Consider the following 25,788-nt stretch of genomic DNA (forward strand, 5'->3'; position numbering starts at 1 on the left):
AAATTTATAATATTTACAAAAATATAATTAGAATTTATAATTAGTTATAGGGCACATACATGAGGAGACGTAAAGATTATGTTTATTGATAATGATATAAATAAAGAGAATATACATTTACATTTGAATCAAAACGTTACGAGCCACTATGAAATAGAAGATTTTCGTGATCATAAGAGCGTAGATACTTATTTACAAGAACTAATAGCTCACTTTGTAGAAATAGAGGCTGAAGAAAAAGAAAATAATTGTACTTTAGAATCTGTTATGGAAGAGTTATTATCATTTGAAGAAATGTATAATGATACGTTAGAGTCTTTACTATTAGAACTAAGTGAAATATAAAAAAAAGGGGTTACTAATTTAGAAAATTAGTAACCTTTTTATTTTATTAATTTATATCATTAAATTTAAAGTGAAATGAATCTTTTATACTTAGCAACTTATCTTGTTATTATAAAGTAAGTTTATTACGGAACCGCCAACTAAAGCTGGACACAATGATGAAGATAGACAAACTTTTAAATTCACAAGGTTAAAATTACCTTTAAATGTAAGCATATATAAAAATAAAAATATAGCATAAAAAATTAAATAATTAAATATTTTAAATTTTGCTTTCAAAAATAGTTCAATCCCTTCATATAATTTACAATAATTAGTAATATTATTAATTTAATTATAAAATAAAAAAAACATACTTGCAAATGTTTTCAAAAATAGAATAAATTAATATATATAAAAAAAATGTTAATATTGACTGTAAAAAAATATAAACTATAATTATATCAACAATAAATATTAAGATAATAAATTAAGGAGATAAGAGTATGAATAATAATATTGGGAAAATAGCAGAAATACAATTATATAGCTTTTTTAACTTTTTATTCTGGGGCTATTGTTTTGGCGCTAGCTATTTTTTCTGCAAAAATAAATATAACTATTTTTCTAATGAGTTTTCATACTATGAAAATTTTAATTAATTTCTATATAAATAAATTTATAGAAAATATTAAAAAGAGCTCATTTGAGTTCTTTTTTTAATTTTAAGGATTTTATAATTTATCTGGTTTGTGGATAAATTATAAAATCCAACTGCTTAAAGGAGCAACGGACCTGTTTCTCAAGGTCGTTGGCGACATGAGCGGAGCGAATTTTTTATGAAAATACAAGAGGGGTTGATATTATGGATACACTAGAATGCTATAGACTAGAAATAGATGAAATTGATAAGCAGATGACTAGCTTATTTGAAAAGAGAATGAACCTTTCAAAAAAAATATGTGAATATAAAATTAAAAAAAATATGCCAGTGTATCAAAAGGACAGAGAGGATAAAGTTATAAAAAAGAATATATCTTATTTAAAGGATAAAGATTATGAGCTTTTTTTGAAGAACTATTATACTAATATAATGTATCTAAGTAGATTAATTCAAAATAAGATTATAAATAAAAAAGAATTTAAGTTTAAGGATATAGTACCAAAGGTAAAGTATGAAAATTATAGAATTGGTTATCAAGGGGTAAGTGGATCTTTTAGCGAAGAAGCAATGAATATTTATTTTAAAGAAACAATTAGTTCCAAGCATTATTCAAACTTTGAAGATCTTTTTATAGCTTTAAAAGGTAATGAAATTGATTATGCAATTATTCCTGTAGAGAATTCATCAACAGGTGGAATAAGCAAAGTATACGATTTATTAAATAAATATGATTTTTATATTGTTGGGGAAGAGTGTATAAAGATAAATCAAAATTTAGTTGGAATAAAAGGAAGTGAGATAGAAGATATAAAGGAAGTTTATTCTCATCCTCAAGGATTTGAACAAAGTAGTGAATTTTTTACACAATATAATAAATTAAAGTTAATACCATATTCAAATACAGCTATATCAGCAAAACTAGTGAGCGAGTTAAATGATAAATCAAAGGCAGCTATTGCATCTGATAAAGCAGCTAAAATTTATAATTTAGATATTATAAAAGAGAATATAAATGATATTGAAGACAACTATACGAAGTTTGCTATTATAGGTAAAGATTTAGAACTAAATAGTAATTGTAATAAATCAAGTATGATTTTTTCTATAGAGCATGAAGTAGGTAGTTTATATAATATACTAGGTTACTTTGCAAGACATAATATAAATCTAACTAAGATAGAGTCAAGACCGATAAAGAATACTCCATGGAAGTATTTATTTTATGTAGATATTGAAGGTAATATTAATGATTCAAATGTAATAGATTCAATAGAAATAGTAAAAGAAGAATGTGAGTATTTTAAATTTTTAGGTAGCTACCCAAAGTGTAAAATTTAAAAATTTTGAGGAGGTAATATATATGATTGTGGTTATGAATTCAGGATATACAAAACAAGAAATGGATGAGATTGTTGAGCATATTAAAAGTAAAGGTGTAAAAATAGATGTATGTGAAGGAAGTGCTAAGTGTGTAATAGGAATCATAGGGGATACAACTAATATAGATTCAGATGAGATTTTATCTTTTAGATATGTTGATAAGGTACTAAAGGTACAAGAGCCATTTAAAAAAGCGAATAGGTTGTTTAAAGCTGAAAGCACAGTAATAGACGTAGAAGGAAGTAAAATTGGAGGAAATGCTCTTGGTATAATAGCAGGACCTTGTTCAGTTGAATCAGAAGAACAAATTATAGGTATAGCAAGAAGTGTAAAAAAATCAGGTGCTAATTTTTTGAGAGGAGGAGCATTTAAACCTAGAACTTCTCCATATAGTTTTCAGGGAATGGAAATGGAAGGTTTAAAGTTACTAAAGCTTGCAAAGCAAGAGACCGGTTTACCTATAGTAACAGAGCTTATGTCAACTGATTATATTGATAAATTTGTAGATGAGGTTGACGTAATACAAATTGGAGCTAGAAATATGCAAAATTTTGATTTGCTAAAACAAGTAGGGAAAACAGATAAACCTATACTACTAAAAAGAGGTCTATCAGCAACTATAGAAGAGTGGCTTATGAGTGCGGAATATATAATGGCAGGTGGAAATGAAAATGTAATTTTATGTGAAAGAGGAATAAGAACATTTGAAACTTACACAAGGAATACTTTAGACTTAAGTGCAATACCTATTGTAAAGAGGCTTTCTCATTTACCAGTAATAGTAGATCCTAGCCATGCATCAGGCGATTGGAGATTAGTAGAGCCTATGTCAAAAGCTGCAATACTTGCAGGTTGTGATGGTCTTATGATAGAAGTTCATAATAATCCTCAGAATGCACTATGCGATGGTCAACAGTCAATAAAACCTAATAAGTTTGATTCATTGATGGAAAAAGTAAAGATATTGGGAGAAATAGAAGGTAAAACAATATGAAAATAGTCATAGTTGGGTTAGGAGTTATTGGAGGCTCTTTTGCAATGGCACTTAGAGAATCAGGGTATAATGAAATTTATGGCATTGATATAGATGAAAAAACTATAAAAAAGGCTATTGAAATGAATCTTATAAAAGATGGATCAACTAATGGAGAGTATTTATTAAAGAATGCTGATTTAGTTATAATATCTATTTATCCAAAACTTATAAAAAAATTTATAAAAGAAAATAATCATAATTTTAAAGATGGGTCTATAATAACTGACACAACTGGTATTAAGAGACTATTTATAAATGAGATTAGAGATGTAATACCCAAAAATGTAGATTTTATATTTGGTCACCCAATGGCTGGAAGAGAAAAAAAGGGATTAGATTTTGCTAGCAAAGATGTATTTAAAAATGCTAATTATATATTGGTAGATACTGAGTACAATAAGAGTAAGAATATAGATATATTAGAAAATATAATATATTCCATAGGATTTTCTAAAATCAAAAAGGTAAGCTCTCAATTTCATGACGAAATAATTTCTTTTACATCTCAACTTCCCCATGTTTTGTCAGTAGCATTGATAAATAGCGATGAAGAAGGAAGAGAAACTGGAGATTATATTGGAGATAGTTATAGAGACTTAACCAGAATAGCAAACATAAATGAAGATTTGTGGTGTGAACTATTTATGGGAAATAAGGAAAATCTTTTGAATTCTATAGATAGATTTATTAATCAGCTATATTGCTTAAAAGAGTCCATAGAAAATAATAATGATAGTTTTTTAATTGAACAATTTAGAAAAGCATCTAAACGAAGACAAAAATTATAAATTGTATATAATAAAGTTGCTATAAGAAGAGGAGAACTCTAATTGGTATAGAACTAATTAAATAAATTTATAATTTAAATTTTTAGGGGGATTACCATGAGGGAAAAAGTTACAGAAGTACTTGAAAAAGTTAGGCCTGTTCTTCAAAGAGACGGTGGAGATGTTGAATTAGTAGATGTAAATGAAGATGGAATTGTATTAGTTAGATTAAAAGGGGCTTGTCAAGGATGTCCAGGTTCAACAATGACTATAAAAGCTGTAATTGAAAATTTATTAGTTAAAGAAGTTCCAGGTGTAAAACAAGTAATAGGTATATAATTATAAAACTTATAGGACAGTGTATATTTAACTGTCCTTTTTATATATCTAGTAGTGGTAAAATAATAAATTAAGCATATTAATAATTAAGAACATTAAAATTAATTATGATATTAGGAGGAAGCTTATGAATTGGAGAGATTACTCTAAAGATATAGACTTATTTGAAGAATTTAATAAAGATGTAAAGCTTATGTCAAAATTAGAAAAATATAGAGCAGTTAGAGTATTAATTGATTATTTTTCAAGAGCTGGTATTTGGGATATAAATACATTACCGGATACATATGATTTACGAAGAAGAGTTCTTCAAGGGCTTCTAAATGTATATCCGCCACAAAAGATTGATTCTACGTATCTTGAATTACTTGAAAGATTATTATTAACAGAATCTAAAGAGAAAGATATTACGAATGTAGAAGATATTTTAGAAGTAGATAAAGATATTGCTATATTTACAGGAGATATCACTACAATAAAAGCTGATGCAATTGTTAATGCAGCTAATAGTAATCTATTAGGTTGTATACAACCATTACATACATGTATAGATAATGCAATTCATTCATCTGCAGGTCCTAGATTAAGGGAAGATTGCAATAAAATAATAAAAAGGCAAGGTCATCTAGAATATACAGGATCAGCAAAAATTACAAGAGGATACTGTTTACCATCTAAATATATAATTCATACAGTTGGTCCAATTGTTTCTAGTAATGTAGTTACTAAAGAGCAAGAAAAGCAATTAGCTTCTTGTTATAAATCTTGTCTTGATATATCAAAGGACATAGATGATATAAAAAATATAGTTTTCTGTTGTATATCTACAGGAGCTTTTGGGTATCCAAAAGAAGATGCAGCTAAAATAGCTATAAATACAGTTAGACATTGGAAATATAATAATGCAGATAAAGATATAAAGATAATATTTAATGTATTTAGTGATAATGATGAAGAAATATACAGAAAGCTTTTAATGGAATAAACTAAAGATAATAATAGCTAAAGGTATTTAATATCTTTAGCTATTATTATCTTTAGTTGTTTTTAAAAATCACTAATAATTTTACCTGTATCACTTATATCATATCCACCTAGACCTTTAATTTCATTTTTGAACTCAATTGAATTAATAATAGAAAGAATAGACTTATAAGTACAGCTAGATAAATGCTCTTTCTTTATAACTAAATCATATCTCTCTTTTTGAAGTGGAATGAAGTCTATAGAATTAACTTGTAATGCAACTTTTTCATTTCCTACGCCTACATCTGCAGAACCTCTAGAAACTACACTAGAAATACTTAGATGTGAAGATTCTTCATCTGTATATCCATTTATATCAGATGAGCTTATATTTAAAATTCTTAACTTTTCATCAATTAAAATTCTAGTACCAGAACCTTTTTCTCTATTTATAAACTTAACATCATTTTTTGTTAAATCAGACCAGGTATTAATGTTTTTAGGATTACCTTTAGCAACATAGAATCCTTGTATTCTATAAGCTAAATTTATTAAAGTACAAGGTATACCAGGTAGAAGTTTTTTTATAAAGCTTGAGTTATACTCATCAAGATCTCCATCCCATAAATGTGTTGAAGATATAGAAACTCTATCATGATAGAGTTCATACAAACCATTATAACTACCTATATGCGATCTAAGTACTGATATATTTTTTATATTTTTTTCTATATGTTTGGCTAATATATCTAAGATTATATCTTGTCCGGAAATAATTATTGTTTTATTATCTACCTTATCTTGGTGTGCAGGTGTATTATTTATTACAGTATATTTATTCTTTTGAAAATTAATATAATTTTCTACGTCTACTAAATCAACTCGAATTTTTTTTCCAATTTTATAAGATGGAAGTTCTCCTCTTTTTATTAATTCATATACTGTATTTTTAGTGATTTTTAGTAAATCAGCGACTTCAACTGGTGTTAAAGATGATTGTAGTTTCATAGTAATTCCTCCCTTATAAAATATTTTAACATGATTAAATCAATAAGTTAAAATATAAAAATAAAAAAAGCAAAGTTTAATGATTTCTTAGATGAATAGTGAATATAATTTTAAATTAATAAGAATAATTTACAACTATTATCATATGTATTAGAAAATAGTAATTATATTGTCATCTCATATAGAACTAATTATAGTAAAATATAGATATACACTTAAGTATTTAAGAGACTTTTATAAATAAAAAAGAAAGAGGGATGAGATTGAAACTGATATGGTTAGTAGTAGCATTAATATTTGGAGTTGGAGAATTGCTAACAACGAGTTTAACTTTAATATGGTTTAGTATAGGGGCGTTGATAGTATTAGTTTTGAGTAGTTTTATAAAAAGTATACTACTTCAAGTTTTTATATTTTCGATAATATCGATATCTCTTTTAGTAGTAGCTACGAAAAAGATTGTCAAAAAAGATGAAAATTATAAGTATGAAACCAATCTACAAGGTGTTTTATCTAAAAAAGGGGTTGTAAAAGAAGAAATTCTTCCATACCAAACAGGTATAGTAGTTATTGATAGAGAAGAATGGAGCGCTATAAGCATAAATAATGAAAAAATAGATAAAGGTTCTACTGTCGATGTAATCAAAATAGAGGGAGTAAAACTAGTTGTTAAATGTGCAACTAATGAATAAATTTAAATATAAAAGGAGGAGTAAAATAAATTGTTTAAAATATTATTAATAGTAGTATTAGTTTTAGTAGTGGCTTTAATGAGTTTAAAGTATGTTAGAGTAATCAAACAGTCAAAAGTAGGAATAGTAATGAGGCTTGGGAAATTTCTTAAGATAGCAGACACAGGGGTTCATTTTTTAGTTCCATTTTTAGATAATATGGCATACATAATTGATTTAAGAGAAATTGTTATAGATTTTCCACCACAACCAGTTATAACAAAAGATAATGTAACTATGCAAATTGATACAGTGGTTTATTATCAAATAACAGATCCTGCAAGATATGTTTTTGAGATAGCAAATCCAATATCGGCAATAGAGAATTTAACAGCAACAACATTAAGAAATATAATTGGAGAGCTAGACTTAGATGAGACTCTAACATCTAGAGATTTAATAAATACAAAAATGAGATCTATATTAGATGATGCAACTGATAAGTGGGGAATAAAAGTAAATAGAGTTGAACTTAAAAACATAATGCCACCAGAAGATATTCAAGTTGCAATGGAAAAACAGATGAGAGCAGAAAGAGAAAGAAGAGAGTCAATATTACAAGCAGAAGGTAATAAAGCATCTTTGATATTACAAGCAGAAGGTGAAAAACAGTCTGCAATACTTAGAGCAGAAGCCAAAAAAGAAGCTATGATTAGAGAAGCAGAAGGTGAAAAAGAATCAGCTATACTTAGAGCAGAAGGTGAAGCTGAGTCTATTAAAAAAATAGCTGTAGCAAAGGCCGAAGGTGAAGCAGAAGTTATAGTTAGAGTACAAAAAGCTACTGCACAAGGAATGATGGATGTATTTAAGGCTATGAAGGATTCTAATATAGATGATAATATGCTAGCATTAAAATCAATGGAAGCTTTAGAAAAGGTAGCACAAGGAGATTCAACAAAGATAGTATTACCATCAGATGCAGTTAATATATTAGGAACATTTAAAGGAATAAAAGAAGTTTTATCTGATGAAAATAGTAAATAAAGTAAGAAAAATTGAAGTTTAATAAAATATTATAAATAAAAAAGAGGGAACTTATTAGTTTCTTCTTTTTTCTTTATATAAGAAAAATGATATTTTATAAATTAATAGCAAGAAAATTAAAAAAGGATTTTTCTATTAATAGGAGAATTAAAACATAATGCAGATTGGCGATACAAAAAATTATAACATCTAAGAGGGGGGAGATTTCTATCGAGTATGAATCAATTATAAAAAAAGACAATATAGATAAGTTTAAAAGTGGAAAATCAATAAGTAGTTATAAGTTTATGGGAAGTCATGTTACAAAACATAAAGGAAGAAATGGGGTAGCATTTATTGTTTGGGCACCAAATGCGAAATCAGTTTATGTAAGTGGTGAATTTAATGATTGGAGTTTAGATTCTAATCCAATGACTAATTTATACAACAGTGGCATATGGGGTGTATTTATAGAAGGTTTAAAAGAAGGCATTACATATAAGTACAATGTTGTTGGATGTGATGGTGTAAGTAGGTTAAAGTCTGATCCATATGCTACATTTTCAGAGTTAAGGCCAAACACAGCTTCAGTAGTTTATGATATAGAAGGCTATAAATGGTCGGATAATAAATGGCAAGAAGATAAGTCTAATAAAATTTATGATAATGAACCAATAAATATTTATGAAGTAAACTTAGGTTCATGGAAGAGAAAATGGGATGGTGAATTTTTTTTATATGAAGATTTATATGAAATGATTGATTATGCTAAGGACATGGGATATACACATATAGAAATTATGCCAATAACAGAATATCCATTAGATATGTCTTGGGGATATCAGACTGTAGGATATTATAGCCCTACCAGTAGACATGGAAATCCAAATGAATTTAGAAAGTTTATTGAAAAATGTCATGAAAATAATCTAGGTGTAATATTAGATTTTGCATATAGTCATTTTTGTAGAGATGTACATGGGCTATATAAATTTGATGGTTCTCCCCAGTTTGAATATTCAGATCCAACTAAAGCAGATAATCATGGTTGGGGAACTGCCCACTTTGATTTAGGCAAGCCAGAAGTAAATAGCTTTTTATTATCAAATATAATATATTGGTTTAAAGAGTTTCACATAGATGGAATAAGAGTGGATGCAGTATCTAGTATGTTGTATTTAGATTATGATGGTGGAGACTGGAAGCCTAATAAGTATGGTGGAAGGGAAAACTTAGAAGCTATAGATTTTTTAAGAAAATTAAATGAAATTGTATATGAAAATATTAAAAATCCAATTGTAATTGCTGAAGAATCTACTGCGTGGCCAATGGTAACAGGGCCAACTTACAAAGGGGCTTTGGGGTTTACATATAAATGGAATATGGGATGGATGAATGATACTTTAAAATATATGGAGATGGATTCAATATATAGGAAGTATCATCATAATTTAATAACATTTTCTTTTATGTATGCATTCTCAGAAAACTTTGTTTTACCATTATCTCACGATGAAGTTGTTCATGGTAAAAAATCTTTATTAGATAAAATGCCTGGAGATTTGTGGCAAAAATTTGCGGGCCTTAGATTATTGTATGCATACTATATAGTTCATCCAGGTAAAAAATTATTATTTATGGGATCTGAGTTTGGTCAAGATATTGAATGGAGATATGCATATGGGCTTGAATGGGAATTATTAGAAATAGAAGCTCATATGAAAATGAAATATTATGTTAAATCTTTAAATAATATGTATAGAAATGATAAGGCATTATATGAGTTAGATAATATTAATGAAGGCTTTGATTTTATAGATCCTCATAATAGTGAGCAGAGTATAATCACTTTAATGAGAAAAGGAAAAAATGAAAATGATTTTACTATTGCTGTAATTAATTTTACACCAGTAGTTCATTATGATTATAAAATAGGTGTACCATACAGCGGTGTTTATGAAGAAGTATTTAACTCAGACGATGAAAAATATTGGGGATCAAACCAGACAATGACAGGAGTAGAGCTTTTCTCAAACAATGAAAAATGGCATAACAAAGATTATAATATAAAAATAAAAATACCTCCTTTAGGAGCGACGTTTATAAAAATGAAACATAGAAAAGAAGATGTGAATAAAGATACTTCTAAAATATAAAAAATACTTATATAAAAAAAATAAAGATCAATAAAAAATATTAAAGTTGGAATAAAATTACTATAAAGAGATTAAATATTTAAGATAAGAATAGGGAATAGAAAATAAAAACAATATAAAGTTATCTAGGGGGCTTAAAATTAATGAATAAAGAAATGATAGCAATGATATTAGCAGGTGGCCAAGGTTCAAGGTTAGGCGTTTTTACAAAGAGCATAGCAAAGCCAGCAGTATCATTTGGCGGAAAGTATAGAATAATAGATTTCGTGTTAAGTAACTGCTCTAATTCTGGAATTGATACAGTGGGGGTTTTAACTCAATATAGACCTCTAATACTAAATTCTCATATTGGAATGGGGAGCCATTGGGATTTAGATAGAATTAATGGAGGGGTTTATATATTACAACCTTACATGAACGAAAAAGAAGGTAATTGGTATAAAGGTACTGCAGATGCAATATATCAAAATATGAATTTTATTGACACATATAACCCAGAATACATACTTGTATTATCAGGTGACCACATTTATAAAATGGATTATAGCAAGATGTTAAACTATCATAAAGAAAAAAAAGCGAAAGCGACTATAGCTGTAATTGAAGTTCCATGGGATGAAGCTTCTAGATTTGGAATTATGAATACTAAAGATGATGGTCAAATTTATGAATTTGAAGAAAAACCAAATGAACCAAAAAGCAACTTAGCATCAATGGGAGTTTACATATTTAATTGGAGTACATTAAGAGATTATTTTATCAGAGCAGAAGAAAACAATATATGCTTTGATGACTTTGGAAAAAATATAATTCCGATGATGTTAGAAAATAAGGCTGAAATGTATGCATATTCATTTAAAGGATATTGGAGAGATGTAGGAACTATACAAAGTTTATGGGACGCAAATATGGATCTTATAAAATATCCTGATGCAATAGACTTAAATGATTCTAGATGGAGAATTTATACAAATACAATGGCAAGTCCTCCACAATATATAGGAAAAGATGCTGAAATTAGTGAAGCATTAATAGCAGACGGATGTTCAATCTTAGGAAAAGTTAAAAAATCAGTTCTTTCTCATGGCGTTTGTGTAAATGAAAATAGTGTAGTAAAGGATTCAGTAATAATGCCTAATGTGAAAATAGGTAAAAATGTAACTATAGAAAGAGCAATGATAGGTGAAGGTGCAATTATAGAAGATAATGCTGTAATAAGAAATAATAATGATGAAATTAATGTAGTATCTGAGTACGAAATAGTAAAACCGCAAAAAGTTTTACAAGGGGGAAGATAGGTATGAAGAACGAATGTATGGGATTAATAAATTTAGATAAAAAAGGATCACCAAGTGTAAGTAAGCTTAGCTATGCAAGACCAATAGCATCAATTCCAATAGCAGGTAGATATAGAGTAATAGATTTTACATTGTCAAATATGGTAAATTCTGGGATGACTAACATAGGGATATATGCAAAAGAAAAGTACAGATCACTAACGGATCATCTTGGTAGTGGTAAGGATTGGGACTTAAGTAGAAATACTGGAGGATTATGTATTTTAAGTCCAGAAAATACTAAATATCAAAATCAATATAAAGGTAGAAATGGTGATATATATACTATATTAGCAAATATAGATTATATAGAGAGAAGTGAAGAGGAGTATATATTAATAGCTCCAAGTTATATGATTTGTAATATAAATTATTTAGAGGCAATAGAATATCATAAAAAGTCTAATAACGATATAACTGTAATTTACAAAAATATTGATAATGCAAATAAGGACTTCAAAGGATGTTTAACTTTAAACTTAGATAGTAATGATAGAGTAATAAATATAGGAAGCAATTTAGGGGCATTTCCAAGGGCAAATATTTTTATGGAAATGTACATAATGAGACGTAAGGATTTCATATCATGTATATATGAAATAGTAAACTTAGGAACTTATTCTTATTTCCAAGACTACATAACACATGAGATAAATAATATTCAAGTAGGTGCATACGAATTTAAAGGATATTTAAAATGTATAAACTCAATACAAAGTTATTATGAATTAAGCAAAGATTTATTGTTACAAGATGCTTCACAAGAGCTTCTTTATTCAAAGAGAAAAATACTTACTAAGGAAAAGAACCAGGCTCCTACAATATATAAAGAAAATTCAAATGTAAAGAATTCTTTTATAGCTACGGGTTGCGTGATAGATGGAGTAGTAGAGAATAGTATTATATTCAGAAAGGTTCATGTAGGAAAAAACACAGTAATAAAGAATTCTGTGATTATGCAAAACTGTACTATTGAATCTGATGTAATATTAAATAATGTAATATTGGATAAAAACATATCAATATCAGAGGGGAAAGAGTTAAGAGGAGATGAAAATTACCCTATGGTTATAGAGAAAAATCTAAGTATATAAAATAAGGGGGAATTTTTAAATGAAGGTTTTTTATGTGACATCAGAGTGTTGGCCTTTTGTAAAAACAGGTGGATTAGGTGATGTATCTTATGCATTACCTAAAGCTTTAAAAAAAGAAGGCGTTGATGTAAGAGTTATATTACCAAAATATTCAACTATTCCAACATATTTAAAGGATCAACTTAAAGAAATTGCAGTATTCAATGTTCAAGTTGGATGGAGAAATCAATATTGTGGTCTTTTAGAGATAGAATTTGAAGGAATTAAATTTTACTTTATAGATAATGAATATTACTTTAAGAGAGAAGGAGAATATGCATATATTTATGGGTATGAAGATGATGCAGAAAGATTTGCATTTTTTAGCGAGGCAGTTATAAAATCTATGGAAAAAATAGATTTTTATCCTGATGTAGTCCATATAAATGATTGGCATACAGGAATGATCCCTCTAATACTAAAGAGTAAATATAGCCATTTAGAAAGATATAAAAATATTAAGACTATATATACAATACATAATCTTCAATACCAAGGTGTATTTGGTAAAGAAGTATTAGGTGATTTATTAGGTTTATCTGATGATTATTATAATAATGGAGATGTGGAGTACTACGGAGGCGTAAGTTTTATGAAATCAGGTATAGTATTTGCTGATAAAGTAACTACTGTAAGTAAGACTTATGTAGATGAGATACAAACTCCATTCTATGGTGAGAAGTTAGATGGATTATTAAGAGCAAATTCTTATAAATTAGAAGGTATATTAAATGGGATTGATTATGATTTAAACAATCCTACAACTGACCCAAATGTTTTCTTTAAATATGATGTTAATAGTATAGATAATAAAGTTAAAAATAAGTTAGAATTACAAAAAATACTAGGTTTGGAGATTAACCCTGATATCCCTGTTATAGGAATAGTTTCTAGATTAGTATCACAAAAGGGTTTTGATTTAATATCTTATATTATGCCTGAATTAGTTAGAGAAAATGTACAATTAGTAGTTTTAGGAACTGGAGAGCATCAGTATCAGTCTATGTTTAACTACTATGGTTCTAAATATAGTAAAAAAGTTTCGGCGAGAATTACTTTTGATAGTGCACTTGCACAACAAATATACTCTGGAAGCGATATGTTCCTAATGCCTTCATTATTTGAACCTTGTGGTATAGGACAAATGATGGCTATGAGATATGGTACATTGCCTATAGTTAGAGAAACTGGAGGACTTAAGGATACAGTACAACCTTATAATCAATATACAGGAGAGGGTAATGGATTTAGTTTTGCAAACTACAATGCTCATGAAATGTTATATTGTATACAAAAAGGATTAAATCTATATAAGGATAAAGATATATGGCATAAATTAGTTAGAAATGCAATGAGTACTGATAATAGTTGGAAAAATTCAGCTAAAAAGTATATAGAAGTATATCAAGGAATTCTCAATTAAAGGAGAGATTTGATGATCACAATTAGCAAAAGTAAATTTAAGCAATATTTTGAAAGTAAGATGTACAGTTTATACGCTCAGCCTATAAATGAAGCTAGTAATGAACAACTTTTAAATGTTCTTGCTAGCGTACTAAAAGATCTTATTGCCAAAAGATGGGTGGACACAAAGATTGATAAGCAAAAAGAAGTATATTATTTTTCTATAGAATTTTTATTAGGAAGACAATTACAATCTAATTTATTAAATTTAGATGTAGAAAATATTATAAGAGAAGGATTAAAGGATCTTAATATAGATTTAGATGATTTAATAAAATCAGAAGTAGATCCAGCTTTAGGAAACGGGGGGCTAGGTAGGCTAGCCGCTTGTTTCTTAGATTCTATGGCATCAGTAGGGATGAGTGGACACGGATATGGAATAAGATATCAATACGGTCTATTCAAACAAAAATTTGTAAATGGTTTTCAAGTTGAAGTACCAGACAATTGGCTAACTCAAGAAAGTTATTTATGGGAAGTTGTTAGACCAAACAAAGCAATACTTGTTAAATTTGAAGGTGATGTTTATTTAGAAGAACATAATGGAAACTTGAAAGTAATTCATAAAAATTATATTCCAGTTATGGCTATGCCTTATGATATACCTATAATTGGTTATGAAAATGACTGCATAAATACATTGCGCTTATGGAAAAGTGAAATACCTAGACGTGATTTTGGGCAAACGACGGCTGATGCAAAAAATTATTCTGGTAGTTATGAAGAAGCTTTAAATTACAGATATTACACAGAAGAAATTTCTCAAGTCTTATATCCTAATGATTCAAATTATGCAGGAAGGTTATTAAGACTAAAACAAGAATACTTTTTTGTAAGCGCAGGAATACAAGATATATATAGAAAATATAAGAAGCACAAACTTAATATACATGAGTTTTCTAATAAAGTTGCAATTCATATAAATGATACTCATCCAGCTCTTTGTGTTCCAGAGCTTATGAGAATATTATTAGACGTAGAAGGTCTTTCATGGGATGATGCATGGGAGATAACTATAAACACCATATCATATACAAATCATACAATAATGGCAGAGGCTATGGAAAAATGGCCAGTAGACATGATCAAAAAATTATTACCACGAATATATATGATAATAGAAGAAATCAACAAAAGATATGTTATCTACTTAAATAATAAGTATAAAGACCAAAGTAAAGTTAATAGAATGAGCATTATAATTGATGGCAATGTAAATATGGCTAATCTATGTATAGCATCAAGTTATAGTGTAAATGGGGTTGCTAAACTTCATACAGAGATCTTAAAGAAAGAGGTACTAAAAGATTTCTATGAAGATACTCCCTATAAATTTAATAATAAAACAAATGGAATTGCACATAGAAGATGGTTAATGAGTGCAAATCCAAATTTAAGTGGACTAATTACAGATTTAATTGGAGATGAATGGAAGAAGGATACATTTAAATTAAAAGAACTTGAAAAGTATAAAGACGATAAGATTATATTAGATAAACTAGATATTATTAAGTACGAAAATAAAGTTAAATTATCCAATTATATTATTGATAAATACAATATAAATGTTGATCCGAATTCTATATTTGATGTTCAGATAAAAAGATTACATGCATATAAGCGTCAACTTTTAAATTTAATAAATATTATGACTTTATATCATAGAATATTAGATTATCCAGACATGGAAATTCAGCCAAGAACATTTATTTTTGGAGCTAAAGCAGCGCCAGGATATTATCTGGCTAAATGTATAATAAAAGTAATAAACTCAGTAGCTGATCTAATTAATAATGACTATAGATTAAAAGATAAATTAAAGGTTGTCTTTATAGAGAACTATGGAGTTTCATTAGCAGAGTTAATAATACCAGCAGCTAATGTAAGTGAACAAATATCTACAACTACAAAAGAAGCATCAGGCACTAGTAATATGAAGTTTATGATGAATGGAGCTTTAACAATGGCAACCTTAGATGGTGCTAATGTTGAAATAAACGAACTAGTAGGAAATAATAATATGTTTTTATTTGGTTTAAGTGCAGAAGAAGTATTAAATTATAATAAAAATGGTGGTTATTCATCAATAGACTTATACCACTCAGATTTGAAACTAAAGCAAGTAGTGGATGATTTAATCAATGGATTTATACCTAATCTAGGGAAAGAAGGAAGAGAAGTTTATGACTCTCTAATAACTTATAATGATGAGTATTTTGTATTAAGAGACGCTAAGAGTTATGAAAAGGCTCAAAGGCGATTAAGTGAACTATATAAGAACAAATATGATTGGAACAAAATGTCCTTAATAAATATAGCTAACTCCGGGGCATTTTCGAGTGATAGAACTATAAAAGAATATGGAAGAGACATTTGGTTTAAAGGGTGTGAGATAAATGGGAAGATTAATAAACTATAATTCTTGGGATGAAAAATTCAAGGCTCCATTTGGGGCCTTGAATATCAAAGATGAAATGACTATAAATGTACTTACTAATAAAAATTATGATATATACAATATATATTTGGTTATTCAAGGTGAAAATGATGATTTAAGTACATTTATATATGAAAAAATAGAATTAAAAGAAATAGGAAATATTGATAATGAAAAAACTTTTACTTGCAAAGTAAATCCATTTAATAAGGTTGGATTATATTTCTATTATTTTGAAATTGAAGCTAATATAAATGGAAACACAGAAAAATTATTTTATGGTAAAAGTAAAGAAGATGGACAGGCATATGGTTATTCTTACGATAATATAAATAAATATCAAATAACAGTACATGATGACTTAAAGGTTCCAGATTGGTATAAAGACGGCATTGTTTATCATATATTTGTAGATAGATTCAATAATGGAAATAGAAATGATAAGCCTCTAAATGCTAAGAAAAATACTTTTATATATTCTAATTGGGATGATGATCCAATGTATATAAAAGATTCAAACGGAGATATAATAAGATGGGATTTTTATGGAGGGAATCTAAAGGGTATAATAAATAAATTAGGTTATCTAAAAAAATTAGGTGTAACTATAATATATTTAAGTCCTATATTTGAAGCTAGTAGTAATCATAAGTATGATACTGGTGACTATAAAAAAATTGATCCCATGTTTGGAGATGAAGAAGTTTTTACAGAATTAATAGAAAAAGCAAGCGAAAGAGGAATATCAATTATATTAGATGGAGTATTTAGTCATACTGGTGCAGACAGTAAATATTTTAATAAATTTGGAAATTATGATTCTATTGGAGCATTTCAATCTAAAGAATCTCCATATTCATCATGGTATAATTTTGAAGAATTTCCTGGAAAATATGAATGTTGGTGGGGAATAAAAGCACTACCGAATGTAAATGAACTAGATCCTTCTTATATGGATTATATAATTAGAAGTAGAGATAGCGTTATAAAAAAATGGACAAGTATGGGAGTTAAAGGCTGGAGACTAGATGTTGCAGATGAGCTACCAACAGAATTTATAAAAGAGTTAAGACGTGAATTAAAGTTAATAGATAAAGATGCAATATTAACTGGAGAAGTTTGGGAAGATGCATCTAATAAAATAAGTTATTCAACAAGAAAAAATTATCTTGTAGGAGATCAGTTAGACTCTGTAATGGGGTATCCTTTTAGAAAAAACATAATATCATTCTTAAGGAATGAATGTACATCCTTAGAACTAAGTAATAATTATATGGAAATTAAAGAAAATTATCCAAAGGAAGCATTTAAGTCAAATCTTAATCTAATTGGATCGCATGATGTAAGTAGAATAAAGACAGAGTTAAATTGTGATAGAGAGTTAGTTAAATTAGCTGTAATAACACAGATGACATTTGAAGGTATACCTTATATTTATTATGGAGATGAGGCAGGTCTTGAAGGTAAAACTGACCCAGATAATAGAAGAACATATCCTTGGAAAAATGAAGATGATGACATGGTAGATTTTTATAAAAATGCTATAAGTACTAGAAAGAAATACAAAGCGTTAACTAATGGAGATACTTTATTTTTAGATATTAAAAATAAAGATGTATTTGGATTTATAAGATTTTATAAAGATAGCGATGAACAAGATGTTTTAGTTTTAATAAATAGATCTAAAGAGTTACAACAAATTAAATTAGATTTAAATGCAGATATATTAGAAGAAATACCTTTAAAATATATACCTAAGAAGTATGGTGAAATAATAGATAAAGAAGATGATGGAGTATTTAATAAAGGTAGATTTAATATAGGCATTAATGAAAAATCATTTAGATTATTTACTTTAAAAACGAATAATATTGAGTAATAAATAATAATGCCGTTTTTTAAGACGGCATTATTATTTGTTTAAAAAGGAATTTCATCCTCAGATATCTCTTCTGTAATTTCAATATTTGAATTATCTGTGAAAATTTGTGAACTACTATAGTATTTTTGTTCATCTGATTTTTTATTATCTAAGAACCTTAAATTATTTGCTCTAATTTTCGTAATATATTTGTTTTCACCTTCTGAAGTTTGATAAGATTCCGTTCTTAGAGATCCACTTACTGCAACTAAGCTTCCCTTTTGCAAATATCTAGAATAAATTTCTGCTTTTTTTCCCCATACTTCAATATTTATAAAGTCAGACTCAACTACTCCGTCTTTTGTTTTGTAGCCTCGGCTTACAGCTAACCTAAAATTAGTAACTGCATTATTGAATTCTCCTACATATTTTAATTCTGGGGTATTTACTAGTCGTCCTACTAAAACAACATTATTCATTATATAATCACCTCATAAAAATTAAAATCTTTTATTATGAGTCTAGACAGAGAATAATAAATATATACCATATATTTACAATTGGATAAAATGCGAAGTTTATATATTAAGAACTTTTTAAATGTTTGAATTAAAAAAACTGTGAATAATAAAAAAATAAAATAAAGCTAAATAAATATAGAGCTTTAAAAATTAAAGAAATGATAATGGTAAAGAGTAAATTACTTAATTTTATTAATGAAAAAAATAGAAAACTAATGTATAATAAAAATATAAATTAAGAAAAAGTTCGAATACGGGGGAATTAAAATGAAAAAGAAATTATCATTAACGACTAAAATATTATTAGGATTGTTTTTAGGTTTTATATTTGGATTAATATTAAAACAAGTTCCTAATGGATTTATTAAAAATACAATACTATTAGATGGAGTTCTAAAAGTTCTAGGAAATGGATTTACATCAGCTATAAAAATGATGGTAGTACCGTTAGTATTTGTATCTTTAGTATGTGGAACATCTTCAATGGGAGATGTAAAAAGATTAGGTAGAATTGGAGGAAAGACAATGATATTCTACCTAGGAACAACGGCTATTGCTGTTATAGTATCATTAGTATTAGGAAGTACATTAAAGCCTGGTGTTGGTCTAGATATGAGTAGTGTTGTTTCAGGAGAAGTAGCTATAGGAGAAAGTAAATCAGTAGTTGATATAATATTAGATATAATACCGAGTAATCCAATAGCATCATTAGCTAATGGGGAAATGTTACAAGTTATATTCTTTGCAATGCTTCTAGGAGTAGCAATGAGTATACTTGGTAAAAAAGCAGATCCAGTTAGAGTAGTGTTTGAAAGTGCAAATGAAATATGTATGAAAATGGTAAATATAATAATGCTTTTTGCTCCATATGGAGTTTTTGCATTGGTATCAAATACTTTTGCAACAGTTGGAACTGATGCTATATTTGCTTTATTAAAATATGTATCAATAGTACTGCTAGGTTTATTAATTCATGTAACTATTGTATATGGAGGTATGTTTAAATTATTTACAAAACAAAAAATAAAGCCATTTATAAGCAAGTTTAGTAGGGTTGCAGCAATAACATTCTCTACAGCATCAAGTAATGCTTCTGTTCCAGCAAGTTTAGAAATTATGGAAGAGTTAGGAGTAAATAAAAGTGTTAGATCATTTACAATACCAATGGGTGCAACAATAAATATGGACGGAACGGCTATAATGCAAGGAATTGCAGCATTGTTTATTGCTCAAATATATAATATAGATTTAGGTATAAATGACATGATAACTATAGTTCTTACAGCTACATTAGCATCTATAGGAACAGCAGGAGTACCTGGTGTTGGTATGATAATGCTATCGATGGTTCTACAATCTGTAGGTTTACCACTTGAAGGAATTGGACTTATAATGGGCGTAGAAAGAATAATAGATATGTTTAGAACTACAGTAAATGTAATGGGAGATAATATTTGTACATTAATTATAGCAAATAGCGAAAAAGAATTAGAATTAAATAAATATAATTGTTAGATTATTGAAAGTTTAGTATAAAAATATGGTAAAATACAATAAATCGGATAAAATAAACAGGATATCTTAAATCAGATATCCTGTTTTTATATAAAAATCTATATATTTAACATTAAACATAGAATATTTAATAGTATTATAATTGAAAAATTTAATTTTAAGTGTAGGAGAAGAAATATGAGTACGTATTTTACTATAGGAGAAGTATCTAAACTTTTTAATTTACCAATAAAAACTCTTAGATACTATGATGAAAAAGGTGTTTTAAAGCCAGCATACATAAATCAAAAGACCAAATACAGATATTATTCAAGAGAACAATTTATGAGTATAGACATTATAAAATATTGTAAGCTAATAGGTATGTCACTAGAAGAGATAAAAAGATTTATAAACTCAGACAGTTCTATAGAAGTTATGATAGATAATATGAATAAACAAAGTGAATTAATATCGAGGAAAATAGAGGAGCTTGCAAAAGTAAAATCTTATGTAGATGGTATAAAAGATAGTATCATAGATATAATTAACTATGATTTAGGAGAAATCTATATTAGAAAAAATGAAGATCGAATATATACACAATATGATTATAATGATAATGAAAATACAGAATTAGACCTTAAGCTAAGAGAGGTTATTTTGTATTTAGAAGAAAAGTATAATGATGTATATCCTTTACTTGGAGTTACATCTTCTTATATCAGTATTGCAAATGAAGGAAAGATTAAGTATAAATCTATCTGTGATTTTACAACTAGAGATAGTAATAGATCAGATAGTAATAAGCTAAATGGAAAAAAATAGTTATCCCTAAAGGAGACTATATAACAATATTTTTTGATGATAATTGGTCAAACATGAAAAAATATTATGATAAAATGATAGAATATATAAATAAAAATAATTTGAGGGTTGAAGGTGATTTTTACGAAGTATGGGCTATGCCTAGAGTAGACTCTAATGGCAAAGAAAAAACTTTTGGATATATTGAAATACTTACAAGATAGATTAAACAATTAGAAGAGTGTATTATAGTAATTATAAATTACTATAATACACTCTTCTTGCATATAGATAACTATGGACAAAGTTATTTATTAGGAGGGAAAGTATGTCTAAAAAAAATAGTATTAAAGAAATTATGATGTTTGCAGGAACGTATATATCAGTATGCATAGGTTCAGGGTTTGCAACAGGACAAGAAATAATGCAATTTTTCTCATCTCATGGAATTAGAAAAAGTATATTTTCATCTATAATATGTATGATTATTATGTCCTATTGTGGAGCAAAATTACTATCAATAGGTAAAAGTGTAAAATTAAAATCTTCTAACGATATTTTTACATATTTATTGGGAGAACGCATTGGAGATATATTTAAAATATTTATGCCTATATTTTTTTTAAGCAGCTTTGTTGTAATGGTATCTGGTTCAGGTGCATCAATTAATCAATACTATGGCATAAGCAGGAATGCAGGAAGTATAATTATGATAGTATTATCTTTAATATCCGTATTAATGGGAATGACAAGATTAATAGATATATTAGGTAATATTGGACCGGTTATTATAGTTGTATCATTAAGTATAGGTATAATTACAATAGCTAGAAACTATGAAGGTTTAATAAATTCAGAAAGTATAGTTATGGCCTTAAATGTTACTAAAGCTGTAGAAAACTGGCATTTTACAGGCATTATTTATAGCGGACTTAATATAATCATAGTAGCGCCTTTTTTAGTTGGAGTAGGAGAAACATCAAGTAATAAGAGAAACTGTATAATAGGAGGAGTATTAGGAGGAATAGCTTTTATGACAGCTTGCTTATTTATAAACCTAGGAATATTATCTGATATTGAAAATATTTGTATAAATGAAATTCCAACACTGTATATGGCAGATAAGATAGGTCCCATAGTAGGAATTATGTTTTCTTTTATTCTTATGGCAGGAATTTATACTACCGCAGTTCCTTTATTATGGAGCGTATGCAATAGTTTTGCAAAAGAAGGAACTTTAAAGTTTAAGGCTATAGCTATTATTTGTTCTATAGTAGCTCTAATAGGAGGTAAGATACCTTTTTCATCATTAGTTAATTTTATATATCCTATATCTGGTGTATTGGGAGTAATAATTATAATAGGAATAATTACTAAAGGTATAAGAGTTAAATTCTAAAAGTACATATATTATTTTAAAGCTATATAAAAAAAATAAAATAAACAAATAAAAGAATATTCTGAAAATTAATGCATTAAACTCATAAAAAGAGTATAATGATAAATAAATTAATTTACAGGGGGTTTGTATATGGGAAAATATAGTTTTAAATATGGGGATACTGAGTTAAGTACAGATATAAATGAGCAGAATATAATATATAAGTTAAAACCTAATAGTGCAAAAAAATTAGATGATATTGAATCGGAGATTAATAAAGTTTTAAATAATCCAACTGGTACTAAACCATTAAATGAAATAGTTAATCCTGGAGAAAAAATAGCAATTATAGTAAGTGATATAACTAGAGCGTGGATGAAAAGTGATAAATTTATTATTCATATAGTTAATTATCTTTCAGCACTAGGTGTTAAAGATGATGATATGTTTATAGTAATAGCTCTTGGCGGTCATAGAAAAAGTACTAAAGAAGAGATGATGGCCATAGTAGGTGAGGAGGTATTTAATAGAATAAAAGTATATGATCATGAATGTGAAGATAAAAATGAGTTAGTTTATGTAGGAGAATCTAGTAGAAAAACACCTATATATTTAAATAAAAGAGTTCATGATGCTGATAGAATAATTTTAACTGGTGGAATAGTATTCCATATATTTGCAGGATTTGGAGGCGGAGCAAAAAGTATACTACCGGGTGTTGTTGGATTAGATACTATTCAAGCTAATCATAGACTTAGTTTTAATCCAGGTAAATCAAGTGGATTAAACTTGGATGCTGGTCCAAATATTGTAGAGGGGAATCCTTTAAGAGAAGATATGAATGAGGTTTGTAAAATTGTAAATCCAGACTTCTTATTTAATGTTATTTTAGATACGGATGGAGACTTTATAAAATTTGTAGCTGGAGATTTTTATGAGGCATGGTATGAGGGTGGTATGTTTATAAGAAGTCTTTATGGAGTACCAATACAAAGTGAAGCTGATATAATAGTTGCTTCAGCAGGAGGATATCCTAAAGATATAAATTTATACCAAAGTATAAAAACAATGGATAATGCATTATATGGTGGAAAAGAAGATAGTGTATTAGTACTTTTAAGTGAGTGTAGAGATGGATTAGGAGCCGAAGAATTTGCAAGTTGGTTTAATTATAAAACTTTAGAAGATATGGAAAATGGATTAAAAGAAAATTTTACAGTACCAGGTTATGCAGCATATAAGACTGCGTATACAGCTAAATACAGAAAAGTGATACTAATATCAAGCTTAGATGATGATACAGTTAGAGATTTTAATATGATTCCATGTCATAATCTGAATGAAGCTATGAGTATGGCATATGAAATTTGTAAGGAAGAAAATCCAAAGATAACACTAATGCCATATGGTGGAAATACATTACCGATATCTATATAAGTAAAAAAGTTTACTTAAGAATATGCACTCAAATTAAGAGATTAAGCTATATTCTAAGTAAACTTTTTTCATTAGAGTATTATTAACAATTTTAAAATTAAGTAATTATTTTAATTTCGGATTATTAATAACTAGTTTCATTAAGAAGAACACAGGGATAGTTGAAATTACAGGAGCTAACATTGGAGCAAATACTTCACTTATTCCTAAAAATTCAACTATAAATAATATGACGCCCATATTTAAAGCATATTCAAATATATAAACTAAAAAAGTAAGTAGAAATTTTTTTAATGAAAGTTGGTTATTTTTAAATGTAAATTTAGAGTTTAAAAAGTAAGAAGCTGTGATGCTGATAACGCTAACTACCGTATATGAAATTAAGTAATTCATCTTAAATCCAAGGTAAAGTATAAAGTAAAACATTTGAGATACCAAAAAATTGCTTATACCAACTATATTAAATCTTATATATTCAATAAACTTTGATTTTAAATTCTTCAATTTAAAACAAAGATTTTTATTCATGTCAATAGCCTCCTTATAAGTTCTAGCAATATTCATTATATAATAATAAAAATAACTTGTATATATAACTTATTATGCCAAGTACATTAAAAATAAATTATAATAATTATCTTTGACATAAATAAAAAAAAGTCATACTATTTAGATAAAAGTATAAGAGAACTTTAAGAGGAGGATAAACAAATGTCAAACTGTAGTTCTTGTCCATCAAGTAAGTCGTGTAATAAAGAAAAATCAACTTGTGGAGTAAAAAATAATCCTAAAAATAAAATTAGTAAAATTATAGGAGTAATGAGTGGAAAAGGTGGAGTTGGAAAGTCAACAACTTCAGCGCTAATAGCAAAAAATTTAAGAAAGCAAGGATATAAGGTTGGTATATTAGATGCAGATATAACAGGGCCAAGTATACCTAGGCTTCTAGGTGTTAGTAATTCTAGAGCAAAAACAATAAATGGAGAATTACATCCTGTTATAAGTGAAGATAATATAAAAGTAATGTCTTTAAATTTATTAATAGAAAGTGAAGATCAACCAGTAATTTGGAGAGGGGCAATGATTTCAAATGCTGTAAAACAGTTCTATACAGATGTAATTTGGGGAGAATTAGACTACCTTGTTATAGATATGCCACCAGGAACAGGTGATGTAGCATTAACAGTAATGCAATCAATACCTATAAATGGAATAGTAATGATTTCTGTACCACAAGATATGGTTTCAATGATTGTTTCAAAAGCTGTAAATATGGTCAGAAAAATGAATATAGATATAATAGGCGTAGTTGAAAATATGAGCTATATAATATGTCCAGATTGTGGTAAGAAAATTCAAATTTTTAATGGTCAAAATAGCAGAGATTTCTTAGATGAATTAAGCTTAAATTTACTAGGATCATTACCTATGAATTCTGAAATAGGTAATGTAACTTTAGGAATATATGAAGAAAATAGTGATAATGTAGAAGGTTTATTTAATCCTATAGTAAAGAATATGCTAGATTCTTTAAATGAAATCGAAAATAAAAAATGTATAGTTACAACACTATAAAATTTTT

General features: G+C 27.5%; 23 protein-coding genes. 20 read left to right on the forward strand and 3 right to left on the reverse strand.

What is annotated here, in order from left to right; all coding sequences use genetic code 11:
* Nucleotides 1-78: 78 nt before the first annotated feature.
* The 6 genes from HF520_RS02055 to HF520_RS02080 all read left to right on the forward strand — a co-directional run bounded on the left by HF520_RS02055 (nucleotide 79) and on the right by HF520_RS02080 (nucleotide 5,495).
* On the forward strand, nucleotides 79-345 hold the full coding sequence (locus HF520_RS02055) for a hypothetical protein (protein WP_168572446.1): 267 nt from the start codon (nucleotides 79-81) through the stop codon (nucleotides 343-345).
* An 844-nt stretch (nucleotides 346-1,189) separates the two neighbouring features.
* Complete coding sequence (gene pheA / locus HF520_RS02060) at nucleotides 1,190-2,326, forward strand: prephenate dehydratase (RefSeq protein ID WP_168572447.1); 1,137 nt, start codon at nucleotides 1,190-1,192, stop codon at nucleotides 2,324-2,326.
* Between the two features lie 22 nt (nucleotides 2,327-2,348).
* Nucleotides 2,349-3,362, forward strand: coding sequence for a 3-deoxy-7-phosphoheptulonate synthase (gene aroF, locus HF520_RS02065; protein ID WP_168572448.1), 1,014 nt, complete (start codon nucleotides 2,349-2,351; stop codon nucleotides 3,360-3,362).
* Nucleotides 3,359-4,192, forward strand: coding sequence for a prephenate dehydrogenase (locus tag HF520_RS02070; RefSeq protein ID WP_168572449.1), 834 nt, complete (start codon nucleotides 3,359-3,361; stop codon nucleotides 4,190-4,192). The genes aroF and HF520_RS02070 overlap by 4 nt, the downstream gene beginning before the upstream one ends.
* Nucleotides 4,193-4,288: 96 nt before the next feature.
* Nucleotides 4,289-4,510 carry a NifU family protein gene (locus HF520_RS02075; RefSeq protein WP_168572450.1) on the forward strand — a complete coding sequence of 74 codons (222 nt, stop codon included), beginning with the start codon at nucleotides 4,289-4,291 and terminating at the stop codon, nucleotides 4,508-4,510.
* 127 nt (nucleotides 4,511-4,637) lie between these two features.
* Nucleotides 4,638-5,495, forward strand: a complete 858-nt coding sequence (locus HF520_RS02080; protein WP_168572451.1) for a protein-ADP-ribose hydrolase — start codon at nucleotides 4,638-4,640, stop codon at nucleotides 5,493-5,495.
* A 62-nt stretch (nucleotides 5,496-5,557) separates the two neighbouring features.
* On the opposite strand, the gene HF520_RS02085 is transcribed toward HF520_RS02080, so the two are convergent.
* Nucleotides 5,558-6,484 carry a substrate-binding domain-containing protein gene (locus HF520_RS02085; RefSeq protein WP_168572452.1) on the reverse strand — a complete coding sequence of 309 codons (927 nt, stop codon included), beginning with the start codon at nucleotides 6,482-6,484 and terminating at the stop codon, nucleotides 5,558-5,560.
* Nucleotides 6,485-6,741: 257 nt separating this feature from the next.
* Here HF520_RS02085 and HF520_RS02090 point away from each other — a divergent pair, with 257 nt between their 5' ends.
* The 8 genes from HF520_RS02090 to HF520_RS02125 all read left to right on the forward strand — a co-directional run bounded on the left by HF520_RS02090 (nucleotide 6,742) and on the right by HF520_RS02125 (nucleotide 18,584).
* A complete protein-coding gene (locus HF520_RS02090; RefSeq protein WP_442970733.1) occupies nucleotides 6,742-7,176 on the forward strand; it encodes an NfeD family protein in 435 nt (144 codons plus the stop codon).
* 78 nt (nucleotides 7,177-7,254) lie between these two features.
* Complete coding sequence (locus HF520_RS02095; RefSeq protein ID WP_207711045.1) at nucleotides 7,255-8,199, forward strand: SPFH domain-containing protein; 945 nt, start codon at nucleotides 7,255-7,257, stop codon at nucleotides 8,197-8,199.
* Between the two features lie 164 nt (nucleotides 8,200-8,363).
* Nucleotides 8,364-10,334, forward strand: a complete 1,971-nt coding sequence (gene glgB / locus HF520_RS02100; protein WP_243155179.1) for a 1,4-alpha-glucan branching protein GlgB — start codon at nucleotides 8,364-8,366, stop codon at nucleotides 10,332-10,334.
* Nucleotides 10,335-10,477: 143 nt separating this feature from the next.
* Nucleotides 10,478-11,632 carry a glucose-1-phosphate adenylyltransferase gene (locus HF520_RS02105; RefSeq protein ID WP_168572455.1) on the forward strand — a complete coding sequence of 385 codons (1,155 nt, stop codon included), beginning with the start codon at nucleotides 10,478-10,480 and terminating at the stop codon, nucleotides 11,630-11,632.
* A gap of 2 nt (nucleotides 11,633-11,634) precedes the next feature.
* Entirely contained in the window at nucleotides 11,635-12,765 is a 1,131-nt protein-coding gene (gene glgD, locus HF520_RS02110) for a glucose-1-phosphate adenylyltransferase subunit GlgD (RefSeq protein WP_168572456.1), read from the forward strand.
* A gap of 19 nt (nucleotides 12,766-12,784) precedes the next feature.
* Nucleotides 12,785-14,227: a glycogen synthase GlgA gene (gene glgA, locus HF520_RS02115; protein WP_168572457.1), complete on the forward strand. Its 1,443-nt coding sequence runs from the start codon at nucleotides 12,785-12,787 to the stop codon at nucleotides 14,225-14,227.
* A 12-nt stretch (nucleotides 14,228-14,239) separates the two neighbouring features.
* On the forward strand, nucleotides 14,240-16,687 hold the full coding sequence (locus HF520_RS02120) for a glycogen/starch/alpha-glucan phosphorylase (RefSeq protein WP_168572458.1): 2,448 nt from the start codon (nucleotides 14,240-14,242) through the stop codon (nucleotides 16,685-16,687).
* Nucleotides 16,665-18,584, forward strand: a complete 1,920-nt coding sequence (locus tag HF520_RS02125) for an alpha-amylase family glycosyl hydrolase (protein ID WP_168572459.1) — start codon at nucleotides 16,665-16,667, stop codon at nucleotides 18,582-18,584. The genes HF520_RS02120 and HF520_RS02125 overlap by 23 nt, the downstream gene beginning before the upstream one ends.
* 41 nt (nucleotides 18,585-18,625) lie before the next feature.
* On the opposite strand, the gene HF520_RS02130 is transcribed toward HF520_RS02125, so the two are convergent.
* Entirely contained in the window at nucleotides 18,626-19,045 is a 420-nt protein-coding gene (locus HF520_RS02130) for a single-stranded DNA-binding protein (RefSeq protein ID WP_168572460.1), read from the reverse strand.
* 309 nt (nucleotides 19,046-19,354) lie between these two features.
* Between HF520_RS02130 and HF520_RS02135 the strand changes: the two genes are divergently transcribed.
* From HF520_RS02135 to larA, 5 genes are all read left to right on the forward strand, one after another.
* A complete protein-coding gene (locus HF520_RS02135; RefSeq protein ID WP_168572461.1) occupies nucleotides 19,355-20,602 on the forward strand; it encodes a dicarboxylate/amino acid:cation symporter in 1,248 nt (415 codons plus the stop codon).
* A gap of 177 nt (nucleotides 20,603-20,779) precedes the next feature.
* A complete protein-coding gene (locus tag HF520_RS02140; protein WP_168572462.1) occupies nucleotides 20,780-21,409 on the forward strand; it encodes a MerR family transcriptional regulator in 630 nt (209 codons plus the stop codon).
* 53 nt (nucleotides 21,410-21,462) lie between these two features.
* Nucleotides 21,463-21,612 carry a hypothetical protein gene (locus tag HF520_RS02145; protein ID WP_168572463.1) on the forward strand — a complete coding sequence of 50 codons (150 nt, stop codon included), beginning with the start codon at nucleotides 21,463-21,465 and terminating at the stop codon, nucleotides 21,610-21,612.
* A 104-nt stretch (nucleotides 21,613-21,716) separates the two neighbouring features.
* Nucleotides 21,717-22,787 (forward strand): YkvI family membrane protein, encoded by a 1,071-nt coding sequence (locus HF520_RS02150; protein WP_168572464.1) that lies wholly within the window; start codon nucleotides 21,717-21,719, stop codon nucleotides 22,785-22,787.
* 132 nt (nucleotides 22,788-22,919) lie between these two features.
* On the forward strand, nucleotides 22,920-24,206 hold the full coding sequence (gene larA, locus HF520_RS02155; RefSeq protein WP_168572465.1) for a nickel-dependent lactate racemase: 1,287 nt from the start codon (nucleotides 22,920-22,922) through the stop codon (nucleotides 24,204-24,206).
* A 105-nt stretch (nucleotides 24,207-24,311) separates the two neighbouring features.
* Here larA and HF520_RS02160 read toward each other — a convergent pair whose 3' ends face one another.
* Nucleotides 24,312-24,734: a GtrA family protein gene (locus tag HF520_RS02160; protein WP_168572466.1), complete on the reverse strand. Its 423-nt coding sequence runs from the start codon at nucleotides 24,732-24,734 to the stop codon at nucleotides 24,312-24,314.
* A 183-nt stretch (nucleotides 24,735-24,917) separates the two neighbouring features.
* On the opposite strand from HF520_RS02160, the gene HF520_RS02165 reads away from it, so the two are divergent.
* Nucleotides 24,918-25,781, forward strand: coding sequence for an Mrp/NBP35 family ATP-binding protein (locus HF520_RS02165; protein ID WP_168572467.1), 864 nt, complete (start codon nucleotides 24,918-24,920; stop codon nucleotides 25,779-25,781).
* Nucleotides 25,782-25,788 lie beyond the last annotated feature (7 nt).

It is taken from the genome of Romboutsia sp. CE17 (assembly GCF_012317385.1).
Lineage (GTDB): Bacteria > Bacillota > Clostridia > Peptostreptococcales > Peptostreptococcaceae > Romboutsia_E.